Source organism: Mesorhizobium sp. M1182 (genome assembly GCF_040318335.1).
Lineage (GTDB): Bacteria > Pseudomonadota > Alphaproteobacteria > Rhizobiales > Rhizobiaceae > Mesorhizobium.
The window spans coordinates 44,106-67,242 of record NZ_JAMYMD010000032.1; the positions used below are offsets into that span (position 1 = coordinate 44,106).

The 23,137-nt window shown below is 62.9% G+C and carries 18 protein-coding genes; 10 read left to right on the top strand and 8 right to left on the bottom strand.

Features of this window, described 5'->3' with window-relative positions; genetic code table 11:
- Positions 1-35: 35 nt before the first annotated feature.
- A complete protein-coding gene (locus NKH33_RS26860; protein ID WP_352922272.1) occupies positions 36-1,838 on the bottom strand; it encodes a GtrA family protein in 1,803 nt (600 codons plus the stop codon).
- Between the two features lie 129 nt (positions 1,839-1,967).
- Here NKH33_RS26860 and NKH33_RS26865 point away from each other — a divergent pair, with 129 nt between their 5' ends.
- From NKH33_RS26865 to NKH33_RS26880, 4 genes are all read left to right on the top strand, one after another.
- Positions 1,968-2,975, top strand: coding sequence for a glycosyltransferase (locus NKH33_RS26865; protein ID WP_352922274.1), 1,008 nt, complete (start codon positions 1,968-1,970; stop codon positions 2,973-2,975).
- An 8-nt stretch (positions 2,976-2,983) separates the two neighbouring features.
- Positions 2,984-3,358: a GtrA family protein gene (locus NKH33_RS26870; protein ID WP_352684065.1), complete on the top strand. Its 375-nt coding sequence runs from the start codon at positions 2,984-2,986 to the stop codon at positions 3,356-3,358.
- Positions 3,359-3,575: 217 nt separating this feature from the next.
- The gene (gene gshB, locus NKH33_RS26875; RefSeq protein WP_352903551.1) at positions 3,576-4,517 is read left to right on the top strand and encodes a glutathione synthase; all 942 of its coding nucleotides are present in this window, start codon (positions 3,576-3,578) and stop codon (positions 4,515-4,517) included.
- Between the two features lie 142 nt (positions 4,518-4,659).
- A complete protein-coding gene (locus tag NKH33_RS26880) occupies positions 4,660-5,601 on the top strand; it encodes an IS1595 family transposase (RefSeq protein WP_352922277.1) in 942 nt (313 codons plus the stop codon).
- Between the two features lie 243 nt (positions 5,602-5,844).
- Here the strand turns inward: NKH33_RS26880 and NKH33_RS26885 are convergent, their stop codons facing one another.
- Complete coding sequence (locus NKH33_RS26885) at positions 5,845-7,107, bottom strand: hypothetical protein (protein ID WP_352922279.1); 1,263 nt, start codon at positions 7,105-7,107, stop codon at positions 5,845-5,847.
- A gap of 30 nt (positions 7,108-7,137) precedes the next feature.
- On the opposite strand from NKH33_RS26885, the gene NKH33_RS26890 reads away from it, so the two are divergent.
- Complete coding sequence (locus NKH33_RS26890; RefSeq protein ID WP_352922281.1) at positions 7,138-7,305, top strand: hypothetical protein; 168 nt, start codon at positions 7,138-7,140, stop codon at positions 7,303-7,305.
- Between the two features lie 1,582 nt (positions 7,306-8,887).
- On the top strand, positions 8,888-10,417 hold the full coding sequence (locus NKH33_RS26895) for a YifB family Mg chelatase-like AAA ATPase (RefSeq protein ID WP_352922282.1): 1,530 nt from the start codon (positions 8,888-8,890) through the stop codon (positions 10,415-10,417).
- A 251-nt stretch (positions 10,418-10,668) separates the two neighbouring features.
- Here NKH33_RS26895 and NKH33_RS26900 read toward each other — a convergent pair whose 3' ends face one another.
- The 6 genes from NKH33_RS26900 to lepA form a co-directional block, all read right to left on the bottom strand.
- Entirely contained in the window at positions 10,669-12,840 is a 2,172-nt protein-coding gene (locus NKH33_RS26900) for a malate synthase G (RefSeq protein ID WP_352922284.1), read from the bottom strand.
- Positions 12,841-12,968: 128 nt separating this feature from the next.
- Positions 12,969-14,996: a hydantoinase/oxoprolinase N-terminal domain-containing protein gene (locus NKH33_RS26905; RefSeq protein ID WP_352922286.1), complete on the bottom strand. Its 2,028-nt coding sequence runs from the start codon at positions 14,994-14,996 to the stop codon at positions 12,969-12,971.
- Between the two features lie 239 nt (positions 14,997-15,235).
- Entirely contained in the window at positions 15,236-15,859 is a 624-nt protein-coding gene (locus NKH33_RS26910; RefSeq protein ID WP_352922288.1) for a CDGSH iron-sulfur domain-containing protein, read from the bottom strand.
- A gap of 437 nt (positions 15,860-16,296) precedes the next feature.
- Positions 16,297-16,671, bottom strand: a complete 375-nt coding sequence (locus tag NKH33_RS26915) for a hypothetical protein (protein ID WP_352457282.1) — start codon at positions 16,669-16,671, stop codon at positions 16,297-16,299.
- A gap of 279 nt (positions 16,672-16,950) precedes the next feature.
- Positions 16,951-17,463, bottom strand: coding sequence for a hypothetical protein (locus NKH33_RS26920; RefSeq protein WP_352922290.1), 513 nt, complete (start codon positions 17,461-17,463; stop codon positions 16,951-16,953).
- 258 nt (positions 17,464-17,721) lie between these two features.
- Complete coding sequence (lepA, locus tag NKH33_RS26925) at positions 17,722-19,527, bottom strand: translation elongation factor 4 (RefSeq protein ID WP_352614219.1); 1,806 nt, start codon at positions 19,525-19,527, stop codon at positions 17,722-17,724.
- A 158-nt stretch (positions 19,528-19,685) separates the two neighbouring features.
- Between lepA and NKH33_RS26930 the strand changes: the two genes are divergently transcribed.
- From NKH33_RS26930 to msrA, 4 genes are all read left to right on the top strand, one after another.
- Complete coding sequence (locus NKH33_RS26930; RefSeq protein WP_352922292.1) at positions 19,686-20,750, top strand: TadE/TadG family type IV pilus assembly protein; 1,065 nt, start codon at positions 19,686-19,688, stop codon at positions 20,748-20,750.
- Between the two features lie 222 nt (positions 20,751-20,972).
- Positions 20,973-21,683: a DUF1223 domain-containing protein gene (locus tag NKH33_RS26935; RefSeq protein ID WP_352614217.1), complete on the top strand. Its 711-nt coding sequence runs from the start codon at positions 20,973-20,975 to the stop codon at positions 21,681-21,683.
- An 80-nt stretch (positions 21,684-21,763) separates the two neighbouring features.
- The gene (locus NKH33_RS26940) at positions 21,764-22,078 is read left to right on the top strand and encodes a hypothetical protein (RefSeq protein WP_352614216.1); all 315 of its coding nucleotides are present in this window, start codon (positions 21,764-21,766) and stop codon (positions 22,076-22,078) included.
- 77 nt (positions 22,079-22,155) lie between these two features.
- Positions 22,156-22,884 carry a peptide-methionine (S)-S-oxide reductase MsrA gene (gene msrA, locus NKH33_RS26945; RefSeq protein ID WP_352614215.1) on the top strand — a complete coding sequence of 243 codons (729 nt, stop codon included), beginning with the start codon at positions 22,156-22,158 and terminating at the stop codon, positions 22,882-22,884.
- Positions 22,885-23,137 lie beyond the last annotated feature (253 nt).

Below are 23,137 nucleotides of genomic sequence, written 5' to 3' on the forward strand. Positions count from 1 at the left end.
ATGTCCGGCAAAAGGCCGCACGGGCCGCCGATCGATCAGCTGCCCAGCCGGACGCGGTACAATTCGACGGCGGCTCCGCTGGTCCCGGCAACCGGCTCAAGCCATTCCGGCACGCTGCCGCGCATCAGCCCGGCAAGAAAGCCTGCCGGCGCCTTGGCTGCGAGGAGCTTGCTTTCGGCGCTGCCGGGGCACAGCGCGACGATGCCGACGTGATGATCCGCCAGGATGGTCCTGGCATCGGCATCGGACCCAAGGAAGGCATCGAGCGCCAACAGGTTGCCGGCGACGTTGCGATGATAGGGCCCGGCGAAGACGCGATGTCCGGAATAGGCCAGGATCGGCGATCCGAGATTGGAAATTGCCAGTATGGTGGTGCCTGGCAGGCGGCCAAGCGCCGCAAAGGAGGCCATGCGCTGGCAAGCGACATCGGCGCCGTCGCCATTATCCGCCGTGGTGTTGCTGTCGTCGAAGGCTACCGAGGTCGCCGCGGCAGCCCCAGTCCAGACCGCATTCACTGAAACCAGCCAGACGGCGGCCATGCGCAGCGCCACGCCGCGCGACGCGCTGACCTCTGCCCGTTGACGCCATTTGGCAATCCAGGCGGCAAGCGGGATGACGGCGAAGGCGATCGAGAATGTCGAACCGCGCACCTGCCAGGCACTGACGATGAAGGCCACGACAAGCAGCGCGCCGACAAGGCTGTCCTGCCGCCGCCAGCCGCCACGGCCAAGGCGAAGCGCCATCAGCACGAGCGCGATGAGCGGCGTGGCATAGCGCGCCACCACCCCGGCCGGATCTTCAGCGAGCAGCTTGAACAGCGACTGCGCCTCGTCGATGTGATCAAGCCATAGCTCCTTGAGGCGCGGATCGAGGTTGGCGTAGGGCGCTGCCAGGCATTGTGGGAACAAAAAGACGATGACAGCGGCCAATACCAGGGCAAGCAGGCCAAGCGAGGCGATGCGCCGTTGGCGCGTGCGGCCGGCGGGCTCGATCGACGCTATCGCCGCAAGGCCGGTTCCGGCAATCGCCGCGACGACGAACTGCACGGCCGAGAAGGCGTCGCATTGCGCCTGACCCCAGGCAGACGGCGCAATGGTGGCGACAAAGACGAGAGCGGACACGCCGGCAAAGCCGAGGCCGAAATCCCGGGCGATCAGCCTCTCGCCATTGGCGCCGAGGGCGAACAGCATGGCAACAGAGGCGCCGATGGTGGCCACATAAGGCGCGGTCTCCATGCCGACGGCCAGCATCAATCCGGTGCACAGGCCGGAGAGCAATGCCGCCGGCCTGCGCGTTGGCGCTTCAAGCAACAGGCTCAGGCTGGCCATGCTCAGCATCAGCTGGACATTGTGGTGATCGAGCGCGCCAGGCGAAAAAATGCCGAGGAAATACAGTGCGGCAGCGCCGATCACGACAGCGGGCAGCACGGCGCTGTCACCGGCAAAGCTGCGCGCGGCGCGAGCCGTGAAAAATACGGTCAGGCAGAAGAGCAGCGCCGGCCACAGCACTTGCGCAACATTCTCGGCCAAGGCCGCGCTGCCGGTCAGGGCCGATACGGCGATGATGATGGCGGCGATCGGCGCATCGACCAGCCGCGACCAATGCATGACGAAACCGCCTTCCAGGCCCATCCTGTACTGGTGGAGATCGAACCACCTTTGGCCGGCCAGCATGTCGCGAACTTCGACGAGGCGCAGCAGATTGTCGTTGTCGCCGCCGGCATTGGTCAGTGCCGGGAAGCCGGCAAAGGCATTGACGGCAAGCGCCAGCACCGTGGCAAGCAGCGCCAGCGCGATATCGGACCTCCAAATGGAGGCGCCATCGTCGGCTGTGCTCATATCGGGACCTTTGGAAGGAATACGGGGCGGTTTAAACCTAGCCTTAACAGCTTCAATAAATAGTAAAGCCGCCCGAGCGAGGCCGGCGTTTGAGCGGTCAGGGGCCTCACAGGGCATCCGGAGACGAAAATGCCACAAGAAGTGCGCCATGAGCCAAGCATCGCCGTGCTCCTGCCTTGCTACAATGAGGAGCTGACGATCGGAGAAGTGGTGCGGCGCTTTCGCGAAACGCTGCCTGCCGCAGCGATCTATGTCTACGACAACAATTCGCGCGACCTGACGGCGCTCCGAGCCCGCGCCGCCGGCGCCATCGTGGTGCGCGAGCCGCGCCAAGGCAAAGGCAATGTCGTGCGCCGCATGTTCGCCGACATCGAGGCCGACATCTACCTGATAGCCGACGGCGACGGCACCTATGCGCCGGAGGACGCGCCGCAACTGATCAACACGCTGCTGACCGAGCGCTCCGACATGGTGGTGGGCACCAGGCGCGGTGTCGCCAACGACGCCGGCAGGACAGGCCACGCCTTCGGCAACCGCATCTTCAACAGCCTCTACAAACGTTTGTTCGGCTCGGACTTTACCGATATCTTCTCGGGTTACCGCGCCTTCACCAGGCGCTTCGTCAAGAGTTTTCCCGCCGTTTCCGGCGGTTTCGAGATCGAGACCGAAATGTCGGTGCACGCCTCGCAGCTCAAATTGCCGGTCAGCGAGATCGGGCTCGACTATGGCCGCCGGCCGGAAGGCTCCTCGTCGAAGCTGTCGACCTTTCGCGACGGCGCGAAGATCCTGTGGATGTTCGCCATGCTGATGAAGGAGACGCAACCGCTGCGTTTCTTCGGCGCTTTTTCGGTGTTCTTCCTGGCATCAAGCCTGTTTCTGATGGCGCCGGTGCTGATCGAGTTCGCCGAAACCGGGCTTGTGCCGCGCATGCCGACGTGGGTGCTGTCGGTAGGGCTGCTGCTGCTGTCGATGCTGGCGGCGGTGACCGGGGTAATCCTCGATTCGGTGTCGCGCGGCCGGGCCGAGCAGAAGCGCATCTTCTATCTGTCGATGCCTTCCGGCCGCGTCGAACGCGAACGCGCAAGCGCGCTCGCGACTTTGAAGACCGGACCGCGCAAGACCCCGCGGGCGGCTTAGAGCCGTAAATGGGACGCCTCGCCCGCTTCATTGTCGCCGGCGGCATCGGCTTCGTCGCCGACGCGGCGGCGCTTTGGCTGGTGCTGGCGACAACGCCGCTTGGCCCCTTCGCAGCCCGAATCATCTCGATCGGTTTTGCCCTGTCCGTCACCTGGCTGATCAATCGCCATCTGACCTTCTCGCCTTCCAGCCGCGGCGTCGCGCAAGAGGGCGCACGCTATGGCGGCGTCGGCATCGCCACCAGCCTCGTCAATTATCTCGTCTATTGCGCCATGCTGTTCGCGCTGCCGATGGTGCCGCCGCTCGTCGCCCTTGCGGTCGCCTCGCTGGTTGCCATGGCGCTGTCCTTCCTCGGCTATTCCAAGCTGGTCTTCGACCGCTGAGAACTATCGCGTCGAGGTCTGCGCCAAGCGAAGCGTAGCCTCATCGTGACCTTGGCCGATTGGCAGAAGCCGCCGATTTCCTTATATCGCTGTCGTCGATGCATCGGCCCGAAAATCGGAATCGATTTTCGGAAAAGCACGATGCATGGATTCAAAAAATGTTGGAGCGTACTTTGTGCGTCCAAGTGGATCGCTCCAAGTGCGCCGGAGAGCACCCATGCCCCTGAAAGTCGCCGTCCAGATGGACCACATCTCTACCGTGTCGATTGCCGGCGACACGTCGTTTGCGCTGTCGCTGGAAGCGCAGCGGCGCGGCCACCAGCTGTTCCACTACACGCCCGACCGGCTGTCGCTGCGCGAAGGCAAGGTGTTTGCCCGTATCGAGGCGATGCAGGTCCGCGACGAGAAGGGCAACCATTATTCGCTGGGCGAGAAGGTGCGCACCGATCTTGGGGAGATGGACGTCATCCTTTTGCGGCAGGATCCGCCCTTCGACATGAACTACATCACCACCACGCATATCCTCGAGCGCATCCATCCGAAGACGCTGGTGGTCAACGACCCGGCCTGGGTGCGCAACAGCCCGGAAAAGATCTTCGTCACCGAATTTCCCGACCTGATGCCGGACACGCTGATCACCAAGGACCCGCTCGAGGTCGCCGCCTTTCGCAAGGAGTTCGGCGATATCATCGTCAAGCCGCTCTACGGCAATGGCGGCGCCGGCATCTTTCACCTGCACGAGGCCGACCGCAACCTCGCCTCGCTGCTCGAAATGTTCGGCCAGATGTTCCGCGAACCCTACATCGTGCAGCGCTACCTCAAGGAGGTGCGGGCTGGCGACAAGCGCATCATCCTGATTGACGGCGAGCCTGTCGGCGCCATCAACCGCGTGCCGGCCGAGCATGATTCGCGCTCCAACATGCATGTCGGCGGCCGCGCCGAAAAGACCGAATTGACGGAACGCGAACGCGAGATCTGCGCCCGCATCGGCCCCGCGCTGAAGGAGCGCGGCTTCATCCTCGTCGGCATCGACGTCATCGGCGACTACATGACCGAGATCAACGTGACCTCACCGACCGGCATACGCGAAGTGCAGCGCTTCGGCGGCGCCGACATCGCCAGCCTGTTCTGGGATGCCGTGGAGGAGAAGCGCAACTAGCCTCGCTTCGCGAGCGGCCGCGTTGCAAACCATTGCAGCCGTGGCGCTCAGCTGTTCCCCAAATGTTCTTGCCTTCGCCGGGCGATTATATATTTGACAAACCCAACAGGATGAGCGATAACGATTCCAAGGAGTTATCGCCATGTCCGTTCTGTCCCGCCCCTACTTCCATAACGAAGCCGCCGCATTTGAGCATGTAGAGGGTATGCTGTGGCCGCAGGGTCCGGTCTGCCATCACTGCGGATCAATGGACAAGCACTACAAGCTGGCTGGCGTTCGCTCCAAGGCTTCCAAGAAGAACCCGCATGGCGTTGAGCGCCACGGCCTCTACAAGTGCGCCGCCTGCCGTGGCCAGTTCACGGTTCGCATGGGCACGATCTTCGAGGAAAGCCATTTGCCCCTGCACAAGTGGTTGCAGGCCATTCACCTCATGTGCTCGTCAAAGAAGGGCACTTCCTCGCACCAGCTCCACCGCGTTCTGGAATGCACCTACAAGACCGCGTGGTTCCTGTCGCACCGCATCCGCGAGGCCATGCGCTCGGATGACTTCACGCCTATGGGCGGCAATGGCAAGTTCGTTGAAGTGGACGAAACCTACATTGGCCGTCTCGCTGGCGTTCCCAAGCAGAAGACCGGCGCGGCTCACAAGAACACCGTGCTTACCCTTGTGGAGCGTGGCGGCATTGCCCGTTCGTTCCACATCGACAGCGCCACGGTTGCTCGCGTGTTGCCGATCGTCAACGCCAACATCCACAAGGAAAGCGTCTTCATGTCGGATGAGGCCCGCGTTTACGACAACATCGGTCCCGAGTTCGCGGCCCATGGCAAAATCAACCACGGTCGTGAGGAATACGTTCGCGGCATGGTCCACACCAACACCGTCGAAGGCTTCTATTCGATCTTCAAACGCGGCATGAAGGGCGTTTACCAGCATTGCGCCGAACACCACCTGCACCGCTATTTGGCAGAGTTCGATTTCCGCTATTCGAACCGTTCGGCCATGGGTATCGAGGATAATGTTCGCTCGCTCATCGCCTTGAAGGGTGCCAAGGGCAAGCGCCTCACGTACCGGCAACCTGCTTGATGCGAAGAAGGATCACTACCGAAAGCCGGTGCAGTTAAAGTTGCCGCTTTGGAAGGGAGAACCATTTCGGAAGCGTAACAGATAGGTCAAATGGAAAACCCGCCCTTGCGGGGCGGGTTTCGTCAACCACCTGTGGTCATGACGCTTCTCCTTTGAGGAGCTAAACGATATCTGCTCAACATAGTTCCGAGATAAGACATTGACAACCGGGTTTATGCATCTCGTGTTAATGATTCGATAACCTCAAGCCCGTTCGTACAAAATGACCTCTCCAGCTGCCCGTACCATCAAAGTAGCCCAAGGGCGGAGCTTCTCATAATTATGCCGCGTCGGTGTTATGACAACTGCATTACGATCTTCCCGGCCATGGGATAGGGCATTCCGAATTTTCCGAACCACCCCACAAAAATTTTGGAGGCCGGAATTTATGAATTCCGCCTTGCTGGTTTTGTCAGCCACAAATGGCTTAAGTTCAAATCCTCCATCAAATTTCATCGGCCCGGAGAAGGCCGCAATATTTCCTTCGATAATGGGCCAAAGGACGCTTGGGTCCACTGTCTGAACCATTATGTGCTCGAATTTCTGGTAGTCGTTAACGTTGGAAGACCGCACCGCCGCTATTACTCGTTCGGTCGCGTCAAAAATGTCGTCGAGGGCATGCGGAGTCATAAGAACCTTACGCACTGCCTGCTTGGGCATGCTTTCAACATAGGAAAACGCCGCATGCTCAATAATCCGGAACGCATAGAGAAAGCGTCGCGCTGGGTCATCTCCTTGGCATGCCTCCCAAAATTGTAATATCTCCAAATCTATGGGTCTTCCTAAAATGTTTTGTGGAAATCCTGAAAGCCGATATCGCACGCGGGGTGCAGCGTCAGGTCCCTTTGATAACTGCGGCGCGTGGACGATAACCCTGGGGCTCGCGTCATCGTAGTAAGACATGTAGAAATTGAGGTTTAGGACGAACGAAACCAGATCATCTTCTGACAATTCAATGTCGCGAATCCAAAAACTGGAAGGGGAGCCAAAGAGTGAACCGTCATTTCGTTCTTCCAACGAAGCATCACAAAATCTTCTAAAGGAAGCTAGATTTCTGTAGCCCATATCGGGCGGGCCGATAGAGAAGAAAACCGATGCAATTGCTAGGAGGCGCTCGCTCGCGGATCCAAAATTGCAAATGTAAGACTTCCCGCCAAATACGTATTCAAATTGGCGCCCAAACACATCGGTGGTGAAGGGTCCTAACTTGAAGGCGGTCCAGACAACCTCCAGACTTTTGGTATCACGGTGATAAATCGCTGAAAGACGCTCCGGCAACGCGATATTCAACAGGGCATCTATCAAATCCTCCGGATCATTGGGAATCTCCAGCGCGATTGAAGGGTCGCCCCATGGGGAAACAATCGCCAAAAGCGTTTTCCCGCGAGAATTGATCGCCTTCAGTTCTGTTTTTGGATTACTATCTAAGAACGGGGTGAGCCGCGCACGAATCTCTGGCTCTTCCATTCTTAAACACCCCCACGTTAAGGTGGAAAGATGACACCAGCTACAAAGAGTCAAGTAGAGAAGTTCAAGCAGGCTGCCCGCGAACTGGAAACCGACCAGTCCGAGGAAGCCTTTGACCGCGTGTTGAAGAAAGTGGCGAAGTCGCCTCAACCAAAGGACGACAAGCCGAAGAAGGCAAGCAACGTATCGTCAAAATAATTGAACGGAACGGGGACGAAACGATTTGCAAAAGACAGCGAATTCAGCCAAGATTCACTTGTTAAAAAAAGACCCCGCCTAAGCGGGGCCAGTTGGCACTAAGGGAGATTATCGTCTTAGTAGGACGGGAAACTCCTGCAATGCTCGCGGACGAACTCAAGTCGTCCAAAACGTACACGCACGTAGTAGGTGACGTGTACGGCCTTCGGCCAAGAACATGCGATCATGTTCGTGTCCTCCGCCGGGATAGCCCCCGGTTAACCGGAACGCAGGATCGCGCCCCGCCGGGTTCAGGGCGGGTCCTGTGGCCGGTCTGGAGTAGACCGAATCAGATATTATTCGATTCAATTGTGCGCGACGACTCCAAGAAGCCGCCGTTCCCGGTTTTCACAGCCGCCATTCCCCTACGGCTGGGTAACGCGGCTCTAGCCCCTTTCGCAGCCTATCCCGTCGTGATCGCGATCAAGATCATAGATATCTGCACCTACGACAGTGACCGGTCCGCGTACATACGCTGGGCCATTGCCGCTCCCGGATGAACAATCGACATCGCTGGCTATGGGGACGCAAGCGCCTGTGTAGTTTGGATCGCAGGATTGCTGGGCATGAGCGCAACCAAAGAATGACGTTACGCCAAGAGCGACAACGCACAGACGACGAATGGCCATGACTGCCCCCCGGCTTTAGACCCAAAGAACACCTTAGAGATGCAGATGGGCCAGCGCAAGTTCGGTTTAATCGTCATCTAGGGATACAAAATATTGCAGCGCACCCTTTTACCATGCGGTGCAACATAGGTCCGCTTCAAAAACATTAGCCAAGAACAGCCGCAAAGCGGACTCTCTGGAGTCTTTCTGCTAAATATCGTTGGGTTAGAAACACAGTCGATTCGGAGAAAGCAATGTCAAAAGTCCTAGCCTTCCATTCAAAACTTGTCGGTACAAGCGTGCACCACGATAACAACCAGTGCACGGAAGGAAACAACATCGAAACGAAGAACCGGGTTTCCGGCACCGGCGGCTTGCCGAAGTGCGATCACTGCAAGCGCTTGTCTTGATCAGGACAGGGCCTTTTTGGAGAACACCATTTCCCAAAGAGGCCCTGTTAGCTCGCCATCGTCAACGGTCCAGATGCGGCGCACGCACGACACCGGCAGGCCGTGTGCCGCCGCTATAGCGAAGGCTCTGAAACCTTCCGCTCTTCCGCCAAAGAAGCGGATAGTCGGCTCTGGGAATACGTGACCGTTCCCGCCTTCGCACGACTCTGAGGTCTCAACCCCTTCCCGCCGCAAGATGTGCACGTAGGGGGCTATCCCAGCGTCCATTGGCATGTCTAGTTCAAGCCCGAATGACCTGTGCAGGCTTTGGATGTCTTGGTCCATCCGCCCCAACGCGGGCGCTTGATCGCGGTTCCTTGGTGCAGAATGAGCTGCCGGCCTGTCGAGGATCATATTCCTATACTCCTGCCGGGTTTGTCAAATATATAATCGCCCTTCGCCGGAAATCTGTGGTTGTCTCGGGTGACGCCGTTCGCGGCATGATCGCAAAGGCTTGGGGCAAAAGCCTGCATCTGGGGTGAAGACATGGTGGCGCGGGTTCGCACGGTTGCTTTCCAGGGCATCGAGGCCGTGCCGGTCGATGTGCAGGTGATGATCGCGCCGGGCAAAGTCAACATGCACATCGTCGGGCTGGCCGACAAGGCTGTGGCCGAAAGCCGCGAGCGGGTGCAGGCTGCACTTCATGCATCCGGCCTGTCGATGCCGTCGAAGAAGGTCACCGTCAATCTGGCGCCCGCCGACCTGCCCAAGGAGGGCAGCCATTACGATCTGCCGATCGCGCTCGGTTTGATGGCGGCGCTCGGCGCCATTCCGGGCGACATGCTGGCCGGCTATGTCGTGCTTGGCGAATTGTCGCTCGACGGCACCATTGCCGCGGTGGCGGGCGCGCTGCCGGCGGCGATCGGCGCCAATGCCGAAGGCAAGGGCTTGATCTGCCCGTTCGCCTGCGGGCCGGAAGCGGCCTGGGCCGGCAAGGATTTCGACATATTGGCGCCGCGCAGCCTGATCGCCATCGCCAATCATTTTCGCGGCACGCAGGTTCTGTCGCGGCCGGAAGCCGGCATCCCTGCCGCGGCGCGCGACCTGCCCGACCTCGCCGACATCAAGGGCCAGGAGACCGCCAAGCGGGCGCTGGAGGTGGCGGCCGCCGGCGGCCACAATCTTTTGATGGTCGGACCGCCGGGGTCGGGAAAGTCGATGCTGGCGCAGCGGCTGCCGTCGATCCTGCCGCCGCTGGCGCCCAAGGAATTGCTCGAAGTCTCGATGATCGCCTCGGTGGCCGGCGAACTCGGCGAAGGAAAACTCACCGACCGGCGGCCGTTCCGCGCGCCGCATCATTCGGCCTCGATGGCGGCGATGGTCGGCGGCGGTCTGCGCGTGCGGCCGGGCGAGGCCTCGCTTGCCCATCACGGCGTGCTGTTCCTCGACGAGTTCCCCGAATTCTCGCCGCAGGCGCTCGATGCACTGCGCCAGCCGCTCGAGACCGGCGACTGCATGATCGCGCGCGCCAATCATCGCGTCACCTATCCGGCGCGTATCCAGCTGGTCGCGGCGATGAACCCGTGCCGTTGCGGCATGGCCGGCGAGCCGGGCTATCGCTGCCTGCGCGGCGATCGCTGCCGCACCGACTACCAGGCGCGCATTTCCGGCCCGCTGCTCGATCGCATCGATCTCAGGATCGAGGTGCCGGCGGTCTCGGCCAGCGATCTGATCCGGCCGGATCGGGCGGAGAAAAGTGCCGCCGTCGCACTACGTGTTGCCCGCGCCCGTACGATCCAGCGCGAGCGCTTCGAGCGGCTCGGCGCGACCGCCACCACCAACGCCCATTGCTCGCCGTCAGTCATCGAGGAGATCGCCGTGCCCGATGCCGCCGGCCTGTCGCTGCTGAGGGATGCCAGCGAAAAGCTCGGCTTTTCCGCACGAGCCTATCACCGCGTCTTGAAGGTGGCGCGGACCCTGGCCGATCTCGAGGCCAGCGAGACGGTCGGCCGCATCCATCTGGCCGAAGCGATTTCCTATCGCATGAGTTCGGAGCGGATGGCGCAGGCGGCGTGACGTTCCCCTCCCCCTTGAGGGGAGGGTGGCCGCGAAGCGGCCGGGTGGGGTCGCCGGTGAGACGCTCGGCCTGTCGCATTTCGAAACCGGCCGAGGTGCGGAGCGTTGCGATGTTCCTCCTAAGGCGCACCGTCAGAATTGGGTTGGCGCACTGCATTGGCGACCCCACCCGGCCCTTCGGCCCACCCTCCCCTCAAGGGGGAGGGGGACGCCGGCGCTTACCCTTGGCCGGCGTGCATCGTGCTTTCGGTTCAGCCGTTATCCCGCGCCTTCAGCTCCAGCCGCCGTGCGTGCAGCACCGGCTCGGTGTAGCCGTTGGGTTGCACGCGCCCCTTGAAGACCAGGTCGCAGGCGGCGAGGAAGGCGATGGACTTGTCGAAATCCGGCGCCATCGACCGGTAGAGCGGATCGCCGTCGTTCTGGCGGTCGACGATCGCCGCCATGCGTTTCATCGTCTCCATGACCTGCTCGGGCGTGCAGACGCCGTGATGCAGCCAGTTGACGATGTGCTGCGAGGAGATGCGCAGCGTGGCGCGGTCCTCCATCAGACCGACGTCGTTTATGTCAGGCACTTTCGAACAGCCGACGCCCTGGTCGATCCAGCGCACGACATAGCCCAGAATGCCTTGCGCATTGTTGTCGAGCTCCTTCTGGATGTCTTCTGGCGACCAGTTCGGCCGCACAGCGACCGGCACCGACAAGATGTCGTCGAGTTTTGCCTTGGGCCGGCTCTTCAGCGCCGCTTGCACGGCATGGACGTCGACCTTGTGATAATGGGTGGCGTGCAGCGTCGCTGCCGTCGGCGACGGCACCCAGGCGGTGTTGGCGCCGGCCTTGGGATGCGCGATTTTCTCGGCCAGCATCGCCGCCATAAGGTCGGGCATCGCCCACATGCCTTTGCCTATCTGGGCGTGGCCGGCCAACCCACATTCCAGCCCGATGTCGACGTTCCAGGCTTCGTAGGCGGCGATCCAGGCGGCCTGCTTCATGTCGCCCTTGCGGATCATCGGGCCGGCTTCCATCGAGGTGTGGATCTCGTCGCCGGTGCGATCGAGGAAGCCGGTGTTGATGAAGACGACGCGTTCTTTCGCGGCGCGGATCGCCTCCTTGAGGTTGACGGTGGTGCGCCGCTCCTCGTCCATGATGCCCATCTTGATGGTGTTTTTGGGCACGCCGAGCAGCGCCTCGACGCGGTCGAAAATCTCGACGGCGAAGGCAACTTCGTCGGGCCCGTGCATCTTGGGCTTTACGATGTACATCGAGCCGGCGCGAGAATTGGCGCGGCGCCCGTTCACGCCGATGTCATGCAGCGCGATCAGCGCCGTCAGCGCCGCATCCATGATGCCTTCCGGCACCTCGTTGCCGTCGCGGTCCGATATCGCCGGATTGGTCATAAGGTGGCCGACATTCCTGACCAGCATCAGCGAGCGGCCGGGCAAGGTCAGCGTGCCGCCATCGGGCGCGGTATAGGTGCGGTCGGGGTTGAGCCTGCGGACAAAGCTCTTGCCGGCCTTGGTGATCTCCTCCGCCAAGTCGCCCTTCATCAGGCCGAGCCAGTTGCGGTAGACCAGCACCTTGTCCTGCGCATCCACTGCGGCGATCGAATCCTCGCAGTCCTGGATGGTGGTCAGTGCCGATTCCAGCACGACATCGGCAATGCCGGCCGGATCGGTGCGGCCGATCTGGTTGTTGCGGTCGATGACGATTTCGATGTGCAGGCCGTTCTTGGTGAGCAGCACGGCTTCAGGGTCGGCGGCATCGCCGCGATAGCCGGCAAACTGTCTGAGGTCGGCAAGCGTGGTGGCGCCGGCACCCTCGCCGAGCCGCAACATGCCGTTGGCGACCGAAAGCCCGTTGACGCCGGCCCATTTGCCTGTGGTGAGCGGCACCGCCTCGTCGAAGAAGCTTTTCACCCAGGCGACGACCTTGGCACCGCGCGCCGGATTGAATTTGTTACCTCGCTCGGCGCCGGCCGTCTCCGGGATAGCGTCGGTGCCGTAGAGCGCATCGTACAGCGAACCCCAGCGCGCATTGGCGGCATTCAGCGCATAACGCGCGTTCATCACCGGCACCACCAGCTGCGGCCCGGCAACCAAAGCGATTTCCGGGTCGACATTTTCGGTGGTCACGCTGAACGCCGGCCCCTCGGGCAGCAGATAGCCGATCTCGCGGAGGAACGTCTTGTAGGCCTCCATGTCGACGGGCGCGCCATTGTCGCGATACCAGCGGTCGAGCTTGTCCTGCATGGCATCGCGCTTTTCGAGCAGTGCCCGGTTTTTTGGCGAGAGATCATGGACGATCGCCGAAAAACCGCTCCAGAATGCCCCCGCTTCAATGCCGGTGCCCGGCAGCGCCTCGTTCACGACGAAATCATGAAGCTCGCGGGCAATCCGCAATCCGGCGATCTCGACGCGATCGGTCATCAGGGCTTCTCCAGACGAAAGGCTAGGCCGGGCCTTTGGCATGTCACGGTGGCAGGGTCAATTCAGCTCAGGGTGAAGGTAGGGCGTTTTCGCTGCCGATCTCCCCCTTGAGGAGGGCGATTACGCGCTCACACCGCAATCCTTGGCCGTCCCGACGCCACCGCCACGACGTGCGCCTCGATGAACATGCGCTGGCCCTCTACGGTGGAGACGCGGTATTCGCTGGCGATTTCGATCTCGGCGCTGTCGGTGCCGGCGTCCTTCGCCCGCCCGGCGGCAATCGCCCGCACATCCTTCTCCGCCGCGGCGATTGCCGCCGCCTCGTCGTTGAAATCGCGCACGCTTTCGCCTGAGGCGACGCGGAATAGCCCTTCCTTGGGCTGGCTGACCCGCGCCTCGGCCGATACCCGGACCTGGCCGACGACGGCGCCGAGCGCGTTGGCGACATCGGTATCCTGCGGCACCACGCATCGATTGCCGACCAGCTCGGTCAGGCCGGCATAGTGCAGCGGCGCCGAGGCGCCGAGGCCGATCACCGGACGGTCGAGCGCGACGCTGAGCCGGGCGATGCCGGGATGCGCGTCGACGGCGCGCTGGACCAGGGCATGGGCGACGGTCGCCGCGCCATCCAGCCCGTCCTCGGCAAAGGCGGTCTCGAGGATGACTTCCGCCGACAGGCGGGTCAGCGCGGTCAGCACCCGTTCCGAGATCGCCTCCGGCGAGGCGGCGATGAACTGGCCGCGGCCGTCGCGCCTGCGCGCGAACAGCTCGGCTCCCAGACGCGCCGCGGTCGCATCCCAATTGGCCTGCCTGCCCAGCACATGCGCCGCATCCGACGGCGTGAAGCCGGCAATATGCACCAGCCCGCGCGACACCAGCCGGTTCAAGGTGGCGTTCTGGGCATTCGAGGTCAGCAATCTGTCGAGAGCCTGCGGCACGGCACCGATCAGCTCGTAAAGCTTGGCTTCGGCGCCGGTCAGTCCTGCCGCCAGCCGCTCCGGCACGCCGGTGCGCACCGCCAGCCGGCCATCCATGCGGCCGGGGTTGGGCGCGCGCAGCTGGCGTTCGAGCTCTGATGTGACGGCCTCGCCATGCATCAAGCCGGCCAGCGCCAGCGGCACCAGGCGGCGCGGGCCGAGCAGGATTCTCGGATTGAGCGCGCCGTCCTCCAGCGCCACTTCGGAATCGCCGCCGAGGCCAAAGGTGCGCATGGCGACGGCCTCGACCATGGTGCGGAACCCGCCGACGGTGGCGCCTTCCGGATCGAGCCGCGGCCGGCCCTTGTCGAGCACGGCGACGTCGGTGGTGGTGCCGCCGATATCGGAGACCACGGCATCGTCGAGGCCGGTCATGTGGCGGGCACCGACGAGGCTGGCGGCCGGGCCGGACAGGATGGTCTCGATCGGCCGCTGGCGGGCAAAGGCGGCCGAGACCAGAGCGCCGTCGCCGCGCACCACCATCAGCGGGGCGGCGATGTTGCGCGCGGCCAAAAAGCCTTCGGTTGCCGCGACCAGCCGGTCGATCATCGAGATCAGCCTGGCGTTGAGCAATGTCGTCAGCGCCCGGCGCGGGCCGCCGAGCTTGGCCGACAGTTCGTGGCTGGCGGTGACCGGCAGGCCGGTCCTGTCGCGGATCAGGTTCCGCGCGCTTAGCTCATGCGCCGGGTTGCGGGTGGCGAAATAGGCGCAGACGGCAAAGCCGGACACCGACTTTTCCAGTTCCGGCAAAGCTGCCTCCAGCCCGGACAGATCGAGCTTTGCCGCATTGCCGTGGACATCGTGGCCGCCGGGGCAGAACACCACCGGGTCGGTGCCAAGCGCCGCCTTCAGCCCGTCGCGGGCAAGGTCGCCCTCGGCAAAGCCGATCATCACCAGCGCCACGCGGCCGCCCTGGCCCTCGACCAGCGCGTTGGTGGCTAGCGTCGTCGACATAGATACCAGTTTGATCGCTGCCGGGTCGGTGCCGGCCATTTCGAGCACCGCATCGACCGCGCCGGAGATGCCGACCGCCAGATCATGGCGCGTGGTCAGCGCCTTGGCCTTGGCCAGCACTTTGCCGTTAGGGCCGCCGGCTTCCGACCACAGCACGGCATCGGTATAGGTGCCGCCGGTGTCGATGCCGAGGAACAGGGGTGAGGGTTTGGGCTTGGCGGTCATATTTGGGTCCGGAGAATTCGTCTCCGCCCCTTAGCGGATATGAACGGGCCGATAAAGCCGCGATGGCTGGGCCAAGGCAGCGTAATCTCCCCCCTCGAGGGGGAGATGGCCGGCAGGCCAGAGGGGGTCGTCTCGCGTGGAGCCCCGGCATTCTCTGGCCGCCGCGTTGGCGTCAGGACGTACCGACCCCCTCTGTCGCCTTCGGCGACATCTCCCCCTCGAGGGGGGAGATCGCTAGGCTAGCCGACAAACCCCACGCGCTTGTGCGAGCCATCGCAGAACGGCTTGTTGGCGGAGTGGCCGCAGCGGCAGAGGAAGGTGCGTTGCGTGCGGTCGACTGTGTGGCCGGTGCCGGTGACGATTTCGACATTGCCTTCGAGCTTGAGCGGGCCGTTGGTCGTCGGTGTGACGGTCAGCGGGCCATTCCGCACCTCCAGCGCCGGCGTGTCCTTCAGCGCCGGCTCGCCGGTGGCGGTGAAGCCCGATTTGGTGTGGCTGCCGTCGCAGAACGGCTTGTTTTCCGAGGCGCCGCAGCGGCAGAGCGTGGCGCGGTAAAACGTTTCGCCGCCCAACACGATCTCGGCATGGACGGCAAGCGGGCCGTTTTCGCGGATGCGCACAATGTTGACCACCGGCGGCTGTTCCTGCTGCCCGCCATCCTTGCGGACATAGGTGATGGCGCCGGACGGGCAGGCTTCGGCGAGCGCCACAATCTTCTCGACGCTGGCCGCCTCGGGGTGGATCCACTGGCCGGGCGCGTTGGGCACGAAAACATGCGGATCGCCAAGCACGCAGTTGCGCGAATGGATGCAACGTTTTCCCGAAAAGCCGATGTCGATCTTCTCGCCTTCGACCACTGCCATGGGTGGGTCTCCTGTCGGACTACGCTATGGCGACAGTCAGGACGACGTCAAGGCAGCATTCTCCCCCTCGTGAGGGCCGACCTCGGGCGCGGCGGTAAGGGAATTCCCATTTTTTGCTCGCAGCACCACATTTTGTTCTTGCTTTGTGCCGGCAGCTATGCTACTAATTTGCGTATGGTGCTAATTGGCTCCAACGACCCGCCTGCCGAGGCGGGTTTTTTGTTTCAGCTTTGAAATTCCGTTGCCGGCCTGCACTCGCGGGACGGCCCTCTCCCCCCTCGAGGGCCCTCGAGGGGGAGAGGGCCGCGCAGCGGCCAGAGGGGGTCGGCACGACCGGACTCGGCCTACTGCTGCAGAACAGGTTGGCGCTCTATGCGCGGCGACCCCCTCTGTCGCCTTTGGCGACATCTCCCCCTCAAGGGGGGAGATCTGCCACGTCACGGAACCAGATCGATTTCCTCGGTCTCGCCGCCACTGCAGGTGTAGCAGCAATCGTCGCACTTTTCCGTATTACCGGGGCCGACGCCCCAATAGGTATTCTCGTCGCCGTCGACCCAGGCGCCGTAGCAGATCGATTCGCCGTCACTGCAGGACAGCGGGATCGCCTTGGTCTCGCCGTCGTTGAGATAGTAATCCTGATTGTTGCCCGGCCAGACATGATCGCGGTCCTGGCTGTAGAGCTCGACGCGCATGGCGTTCGGATGGCTGTTCTTGATCTCGAAGGTGACATCGCCGGCATGCGCGACGGGCGCAAACAGCGTGACAATGAACAGCGACGCGGCGACGCGGCGCCCGAAAGCGTAGGACGACATGATGATTTCCCCCCGGAATGAAGCGGCGTGCCTGGCCGCGAGCGAGAACATGGCATGGCGGCGGGATGGGTGGAAGGGGGTGCGCCATTTGCACATCGCGAAAGCGCAGCGTTGCCAAGCAAGGCCCCTCTCCGGTTTGCTTCGCAAACCACCTCTCCCCACTTCGTGGGGCGAGGAAATGCCAATCACCGAAGCCTCACAAGACCTGGGTTCCTCGCCCCCACAAAGTGGGGGAGAGGTGGCCGCGAAGCGGCCGGAGCGGGGGCGGTCCGACCGGGCTCAACGGCTGGGCTTCAGCAGCGTCCAGATCCAGCCGATGAATGTGAGCACCAGGAAGGGATAGCCGGCAGCGGGCAGCGGCGCCGAGGTCGGCAGCAAAGGCGCACCCCACAGGATCAGGCCGGCCGACACGACGAACAGCAAGGCGGCGACGAGAGCGGTAAGCCGCATCCACGGCGCGAAGGTTTTCGGCGCGCTGACCATGACCAGCGCCGCCGCCCAGAGCGAGATACCGCCGACATAGGAGGGCACGCTGGCCTCAAGCCCCGCCGCATTGCCGGAGAGCAGCAGGCTTTCGCCGGCGAGAAAGGTCAAAAATCCAGCCGCCACGCAGTCATTGCCCTGGCGCTGATATTTCATCGTCAGCAGCGCGGTCGCCACCACGAGCGCCACGCCGTCGATCGTCCAGAGCGTTTCGCGAAGGGGCGCGCTCGCCACGAAGGTGCCGGCGAGTCCGAAAGCGCCGCCGATGGCGAGGCCGATCGCGGCGACGAGGTCCAGAGTGGAGCGCATGTGATGTCTCCCCCGAAGCCGCAAGGATACTTCAAGGCGGGACATTCTCCAATGATGGTCCGCTGTCCTGAAGGGTCGCAATGGCCGGCGCGTATCCAGCTAGCTGACCTGTCGCAGGCTTCTGCCCAATCTCCACTATGCAGCTTCAGCGCCGCGCTGGCGGGGGGCCCGCTGCCTCCGGCAGCTCCCCCGCTTTCGAAGCCTGCCATCGATTCACTGGATCGATGGCCTGGCGCGCTGGGCGCGCCAACCGGCTTCTCAATCCCCCATCTTCAGCGCCTGGATAAACGCCTCCTGCGGGATATCCACCTTGCCGAACTGCCGCATCCGCTTCTTGCCCTCTTTCTGCTTGTCGAGCAGCTTGCGTTTGCGTGAGACGTCGCCGCCGTAGCATTTGGCGGTGACGTCCTTGCGCAGCGCCGAGATGGTCTCGCGGGCGATGACCTTGCCGCCGATCGCCGCCTGGATCGGGATCTTGAACAGATGATGCGGGATCAGCTCCTTCAGCTTCTCGCACATCTGGCGGCCGCGCTTTTCCGCCGCCGTACGGTGGACCAGCATCGACAGCGCATCGACCGGCTCTTCGTTGACCAGGATCGACATCTTGACCAGGTCGCCTTCCTTGTAGTCGGTCAAATGATAGTCGAACGAGGCGTAGCCCTTGGAGATCGACTTCAGCCGGTCGTAGAAGTCGAAGACCACCTCGTTGAGCGGCAGATCGTAGATCAGCATGGCGCGCTTGCCGACATAGGACAGGTCGGCCTGGATGCCGCGCCGGTCCTGGCAGAGTTTCAGGATGCCGCCGAGATAGTCGTCGGGGGTGAGGATGGTGGCGCGGATCCATGGCTCCTCGATGGCCTCGATCTTGACCACGTCGGGCATGTCGGCCGGGTTGTGCAGTTCCTTGACCGAGCCGTCGTTCAACAGCAGGCGGTAGACGACGCTGGGCGCGGTGGCGATGAGGTCGAGATTGAACTCGCGCTCCAGCCGCTCCTGGATGATTTCAAGATGCAGCAGGCCGAGGAAGCCGCAGCGATAGCCGAAGCCAAGTGCGGCACTGGTTTCCATTTCAAAGGAGAAGGAGGCGTCGTTGAGGCGCAGCTTGCCGACGGCGGCGCGCAGATCCTCGAAGTCGGCGGCGTCGACCGGGAACAGGCCGCAGAACACCACCGGCTGCGCCGGCTTGAAGCCGGGCAGGGCTTGTGCCGTCGGGCGCTTGTCCTCGGTGATGGTGTCGCCGACGCGAGTGTCGGCGACTTCTTTGATCGAGCCGGTGAAGAAACCGAACTCGCCGGGGCCGAGCTCGTCGACATTGATGCGGGCCGGCGTGAAGACGCCGGTGCGCTCGACCAGGTACCTGGCGCCAGTGCCCATCATGCGGATGGTCTGGCCCTTCTTCAGCACGCCGTCGATGATGCGGACCAGCACGATGACGCCGAGATAGGCGTCGTACCAACTGTCGACCAGCATCGCCTTCAGCGGGGCCGTGATGTCGCCCTCGCGCGGCGGCGGCAGATCGTTGACGATCGCTTCGAGCACGTCGGGAATGCCGAGGCCGGTCTTGGCCGAAATCAGCACGGCGTTGGAGGCGTCGATGCCGATCACCTCCTCGACCTGTTCGCGGATGCGCTCGGGCTCGGCGGCGGGCAGGTCGACCTTGTTCAGCACCACGACGATCTCGTGGTTGTTGTCGATCGCCTGGTAGACATTGGCCAGCGTCTGCGCCTCGACGCCTTGCGAGGCGTCGACGACCAGCAGCGAACCTTCGCAGGCGGCGAGCGAGCGCGACACTTCATAGGCGAAGTCGACATGGCCGGGCGTGTCGATCAGGTTGAGGACATAATCCTGTCCATTGTTGGCGCGGTATTTCAGCCGCACCGTCTGCGCCTTGATGGTGATGCCGCGCTCGCGCTCGATGTCCATCGAGTCCAGCACCTGCTCCTTCATGTCGCGCAGCTCCAGCCCGCCGGTCGACTGGATCAGCCGGTCGGCAAGCGTGGATTTGCCATGGTCGATATGGGCAACGATGGAGAAGTTGCGGATGTTTTTGATCGGCGTGGTCATGCGGCGCGCTTTAGCAGGGGCACGCTACATCGGCAAGCGGCGGGGCGCGGGTGCGGCGGCGGGGCGGCAAAGTCGTTAAACTTTGATCCATGAGATTAGAGCATAGTTCGCGCCCGGCGTGGTAGCCCACCGGTCTATCGCCGTTTCGGGGGATCGGAATGCCGTTGTCAGCACGCAAATTTCTCAAATCGGTGAGCGGCTCGTTCGCGCCATTGCTCGCCATCTTGCTTATCCCGATGGTTGCCGCATTGGGTTTTTCCATCGACTATACCTCTGCGGTTTCAACCAGGGCATCGATGCAGAACGCCCTCGATGCAGCGTCGCTGTCGATCACGACGCTTGCGACGGACACCTCACTGGCGGACCGCCAGGTAAAACTGCAGGAGGCATACCTGGCCAATGGCGGGCAAGGCACGGCCAAGCTCGACAGCTTCGTCGTCGCCACCGACGGCGCCGCCAGCATCAAGGCTTCGGCCGGCTTTGCCATGCCGACGAATTTCATGCAGATCGCCAGGATCAACACGGTGCAGGTCGGCGTTGCGTCGGCAGTGACAAAGCGGCCGGCATTGGTGCAAGCCACGTTCAAGGTGACCAAGGTCTCGGGCTGGTGGGGCAAGACAATGACGCTCTACGGCACCAAATTCGGGGACACGGTGGCCAACAAGCTGATGAAGATCACCTACACATACAACGGTTATGGCGATCCGAAAGGCTATGGCACGGCGACCGTCTCCACCATCAACGGAGCGACGATCACTATGGTCCAGCAGCAGGTGTGTACGACCACCACGGTGCTCAGCTTCTACGGCTTGCCTAGCACCACGATCGTCCAGACCGACTCATACGGCAGGAAATACGCGACCACCTGTGTCAACACAATGTATCCCGCGACCGGTGCCGGCGCGGTGATCGACGTCAGCCAGATGGACCAGCTATATCTGCAGATGGATGTCCCGTCAGGCAATCCAACGGTGCTCAAATCGAACGATCCGGCAACATCGAACCGCCTCTACGCGAACGGCGTCGAGATCGCCAGTGGCCAAACGGTCGATATCTTTACGCTGGTGCCGTGCGGCCAGACCAGCACACAAGCGTGGGAAGACGGGGGATCGTCGGTGCCGACATCTGCGACCATCACCGATTCCAACGCGGACTTTTTCTACACAGTAACCGGCAAGTGCGCCTTCAATCAGCGGGCATCGGAAACGCTGTTGACACAATAGGCCGCCGCAGCTGAGTGCGAGGGCATATCGGCCCGCTTAGGCTGCCCGTCCATCACACCGCCGCCCCGGTCACACCGGGTGGCGTGTTGGTTGCGAGCGACCGTCTCCCCTTCGCCCCCTGTGGGAGACGGGAGAGCTGCGAACGATCACGAAGCGGTGATGCTGTAACGAACCGTGTGTCGGCGGCGAAGTGTGGACATGGAACCGCACAGGAGAACAGCGATGACCGGATCGAAACGACGCACAGCCCTGATCGGGCTCGCCGCGGCACTGTTTTCCGCGACTGTGCTGTCGGCAACCAGCGGGGCCGCCGGCCAGACGCTGACCGTCGTCGAGCTGTTCACCAGCCAGGGCTGCTCGTCCTGTCCGCCGGCCAACGCCAATCTGATCAAGGTCAAGGACCGGCCCGGCGTGCTGGCGCTGTCCTTCAACGTCACCTACTGGGACTATCTCGGCTGGAAGGATACATTCGGCAAAGAAGAATTCACGCAGCGCCAGGTCCGCTATGAACCGTCGCTCGGCCGTTCCGGCCCGTTCACGCCGCAAGTGGTGGTCAACGGCAGGGCCGATGCCGTCGGCGCCAGGCCGGGCGAGATCGAGCAGCTGATTTCGAGCGGCGGCCACGGTGACGGACCTTCGCTGTCGCTCGCCGGCGGAAAGGTCAGCATCGGCGCCGGTCCGGTGCCCGGCGGCAAGGCCGACGTCTGGCTGGTGCGTTACGGCAAGGGCGTCGTCGAGGTGCCGGTGGCGCGCGGCGAAAACACCGGCCGCACGCTGCCGCACGCCAATGTCGTGCATTCGCTGACCAGGCTGGGCAGTTGGACCGGCGACGCCACCGCACTGCCGCTGCCGGCGGCGACGGGCGGCCTCAGCACAGCGGTGCTGGTGCAGGTGCCGGGCGGCGGGCCGATCCTCGCTGCCGCTACGAACTAGAACCCGTTCGGAAATTTGCGCAACGCCGCAGCGGCGCCGCCGCATGCAGTCAACCCCTGCCAGAACCCTAGGAGATCATCATGACCAATCGTTTGACCAATCGCCCGACCCTGGCGGCACTCGCCTTCGCACTTTGCTCGACGGCGCTGTTCGCCGGAGGCGCTGCGCGGGCCGAAGATGCGATGAAGCCGGCGATAGCGACAAACGCCATGAAGCCGGCAACGGACGCAATGAAGCCGGCCGGCGCCATGGCGGCTGACGCGATGGCCACGACTGCGATGAAGGCGGGCGATCCGATGAAGGCCGACTGCATGAACAAGGCCGCCGCCGAGACGGACGCCATGAAGAAAGCCGAAGCGACCAAGGCCTGCGATGCCATGGCTCCGGCCAAATAGGCGATGCGCACAGCAATGTGAGAGCCCGGCGGACCTATCCGTCGTATAATCCAAACCAGCATCATGGGAGATCAGACATGACCGGAGTCGTGAAACGATCGTCGATTTTCGCAAAAGCAGCACTTGCCACGCTCATCCTCACTGCCGCCGCGGCCGTATTCTGGCAGACGCCGGCAGTTTCGGCCGAGGACGCGGTGGTGATCCCGCCGCCGGCAATGGACGAGAAGGCCACCGCCGGCACCGAAAAGGCGGTCTTCGCCGGCGGCTGCTTCTGGGGTGTGCAAGGCGTGTTCCAGCACGTCAAGGGCGTCACCAGCGCCGTTTCCGGCTATGCCGGCGGCGACAAGGACACGGCCGTCTATGAAATGGTCGGCACCAGCCGGACGGGCCATGCCGAATCCGTCGAGATCACCTACGAGCCGTCCAAGGTGACCTACGGCCAGCTGCTGCAGGTGTATTTCTCGGTGGCGCACAACCCGACGCAACTGAACTACCAGGGCCCGGACACGGGCACCCAGTACCGTTCGACGATCTTTGCCGAAAACGACGCACAGAAAAAGATCGCCGAAAGCTACATCGCCCAGCTCGACAAGGCCAAGGTGTTTCCCAAGCCGATCGTGACGACGCTGGAGACCGGCAAGACCTTCTATCCGGCCGAGGACTATCACCAGGATTTTCTGACGCTCAACCCGACCTATCCCTATATCGTCTACAACGATTTGCCCAAGGTCGAGAACCTGAAGCGGCTGTTCCCCAACCTCTACAGCGAAAAGCCGGTGCTGGTGCTGGCCGCCAACAAGAGCTGAGCTTTTGCGGGGGGCCTGCTGATCTCCCCTCTTGAGGGGGAGATGGCCGGCAGGCCAGAGGGGGTCGGTTCGGTTGGCGCGACGCGGTCCGGCATATCGAGGAAGACGAAGTTGGCACTCCACGCGCGGCGACCCCCCTCTGTCGCTTTCAGCGACATCTCCCCCTCAAGGGCAGGGCTATCGCAGATGGAACGCCGAGGCTTTCGCTCTACGACGTACCCCCACCCCTAACCCCTCCCCACAAGGGGGAGGG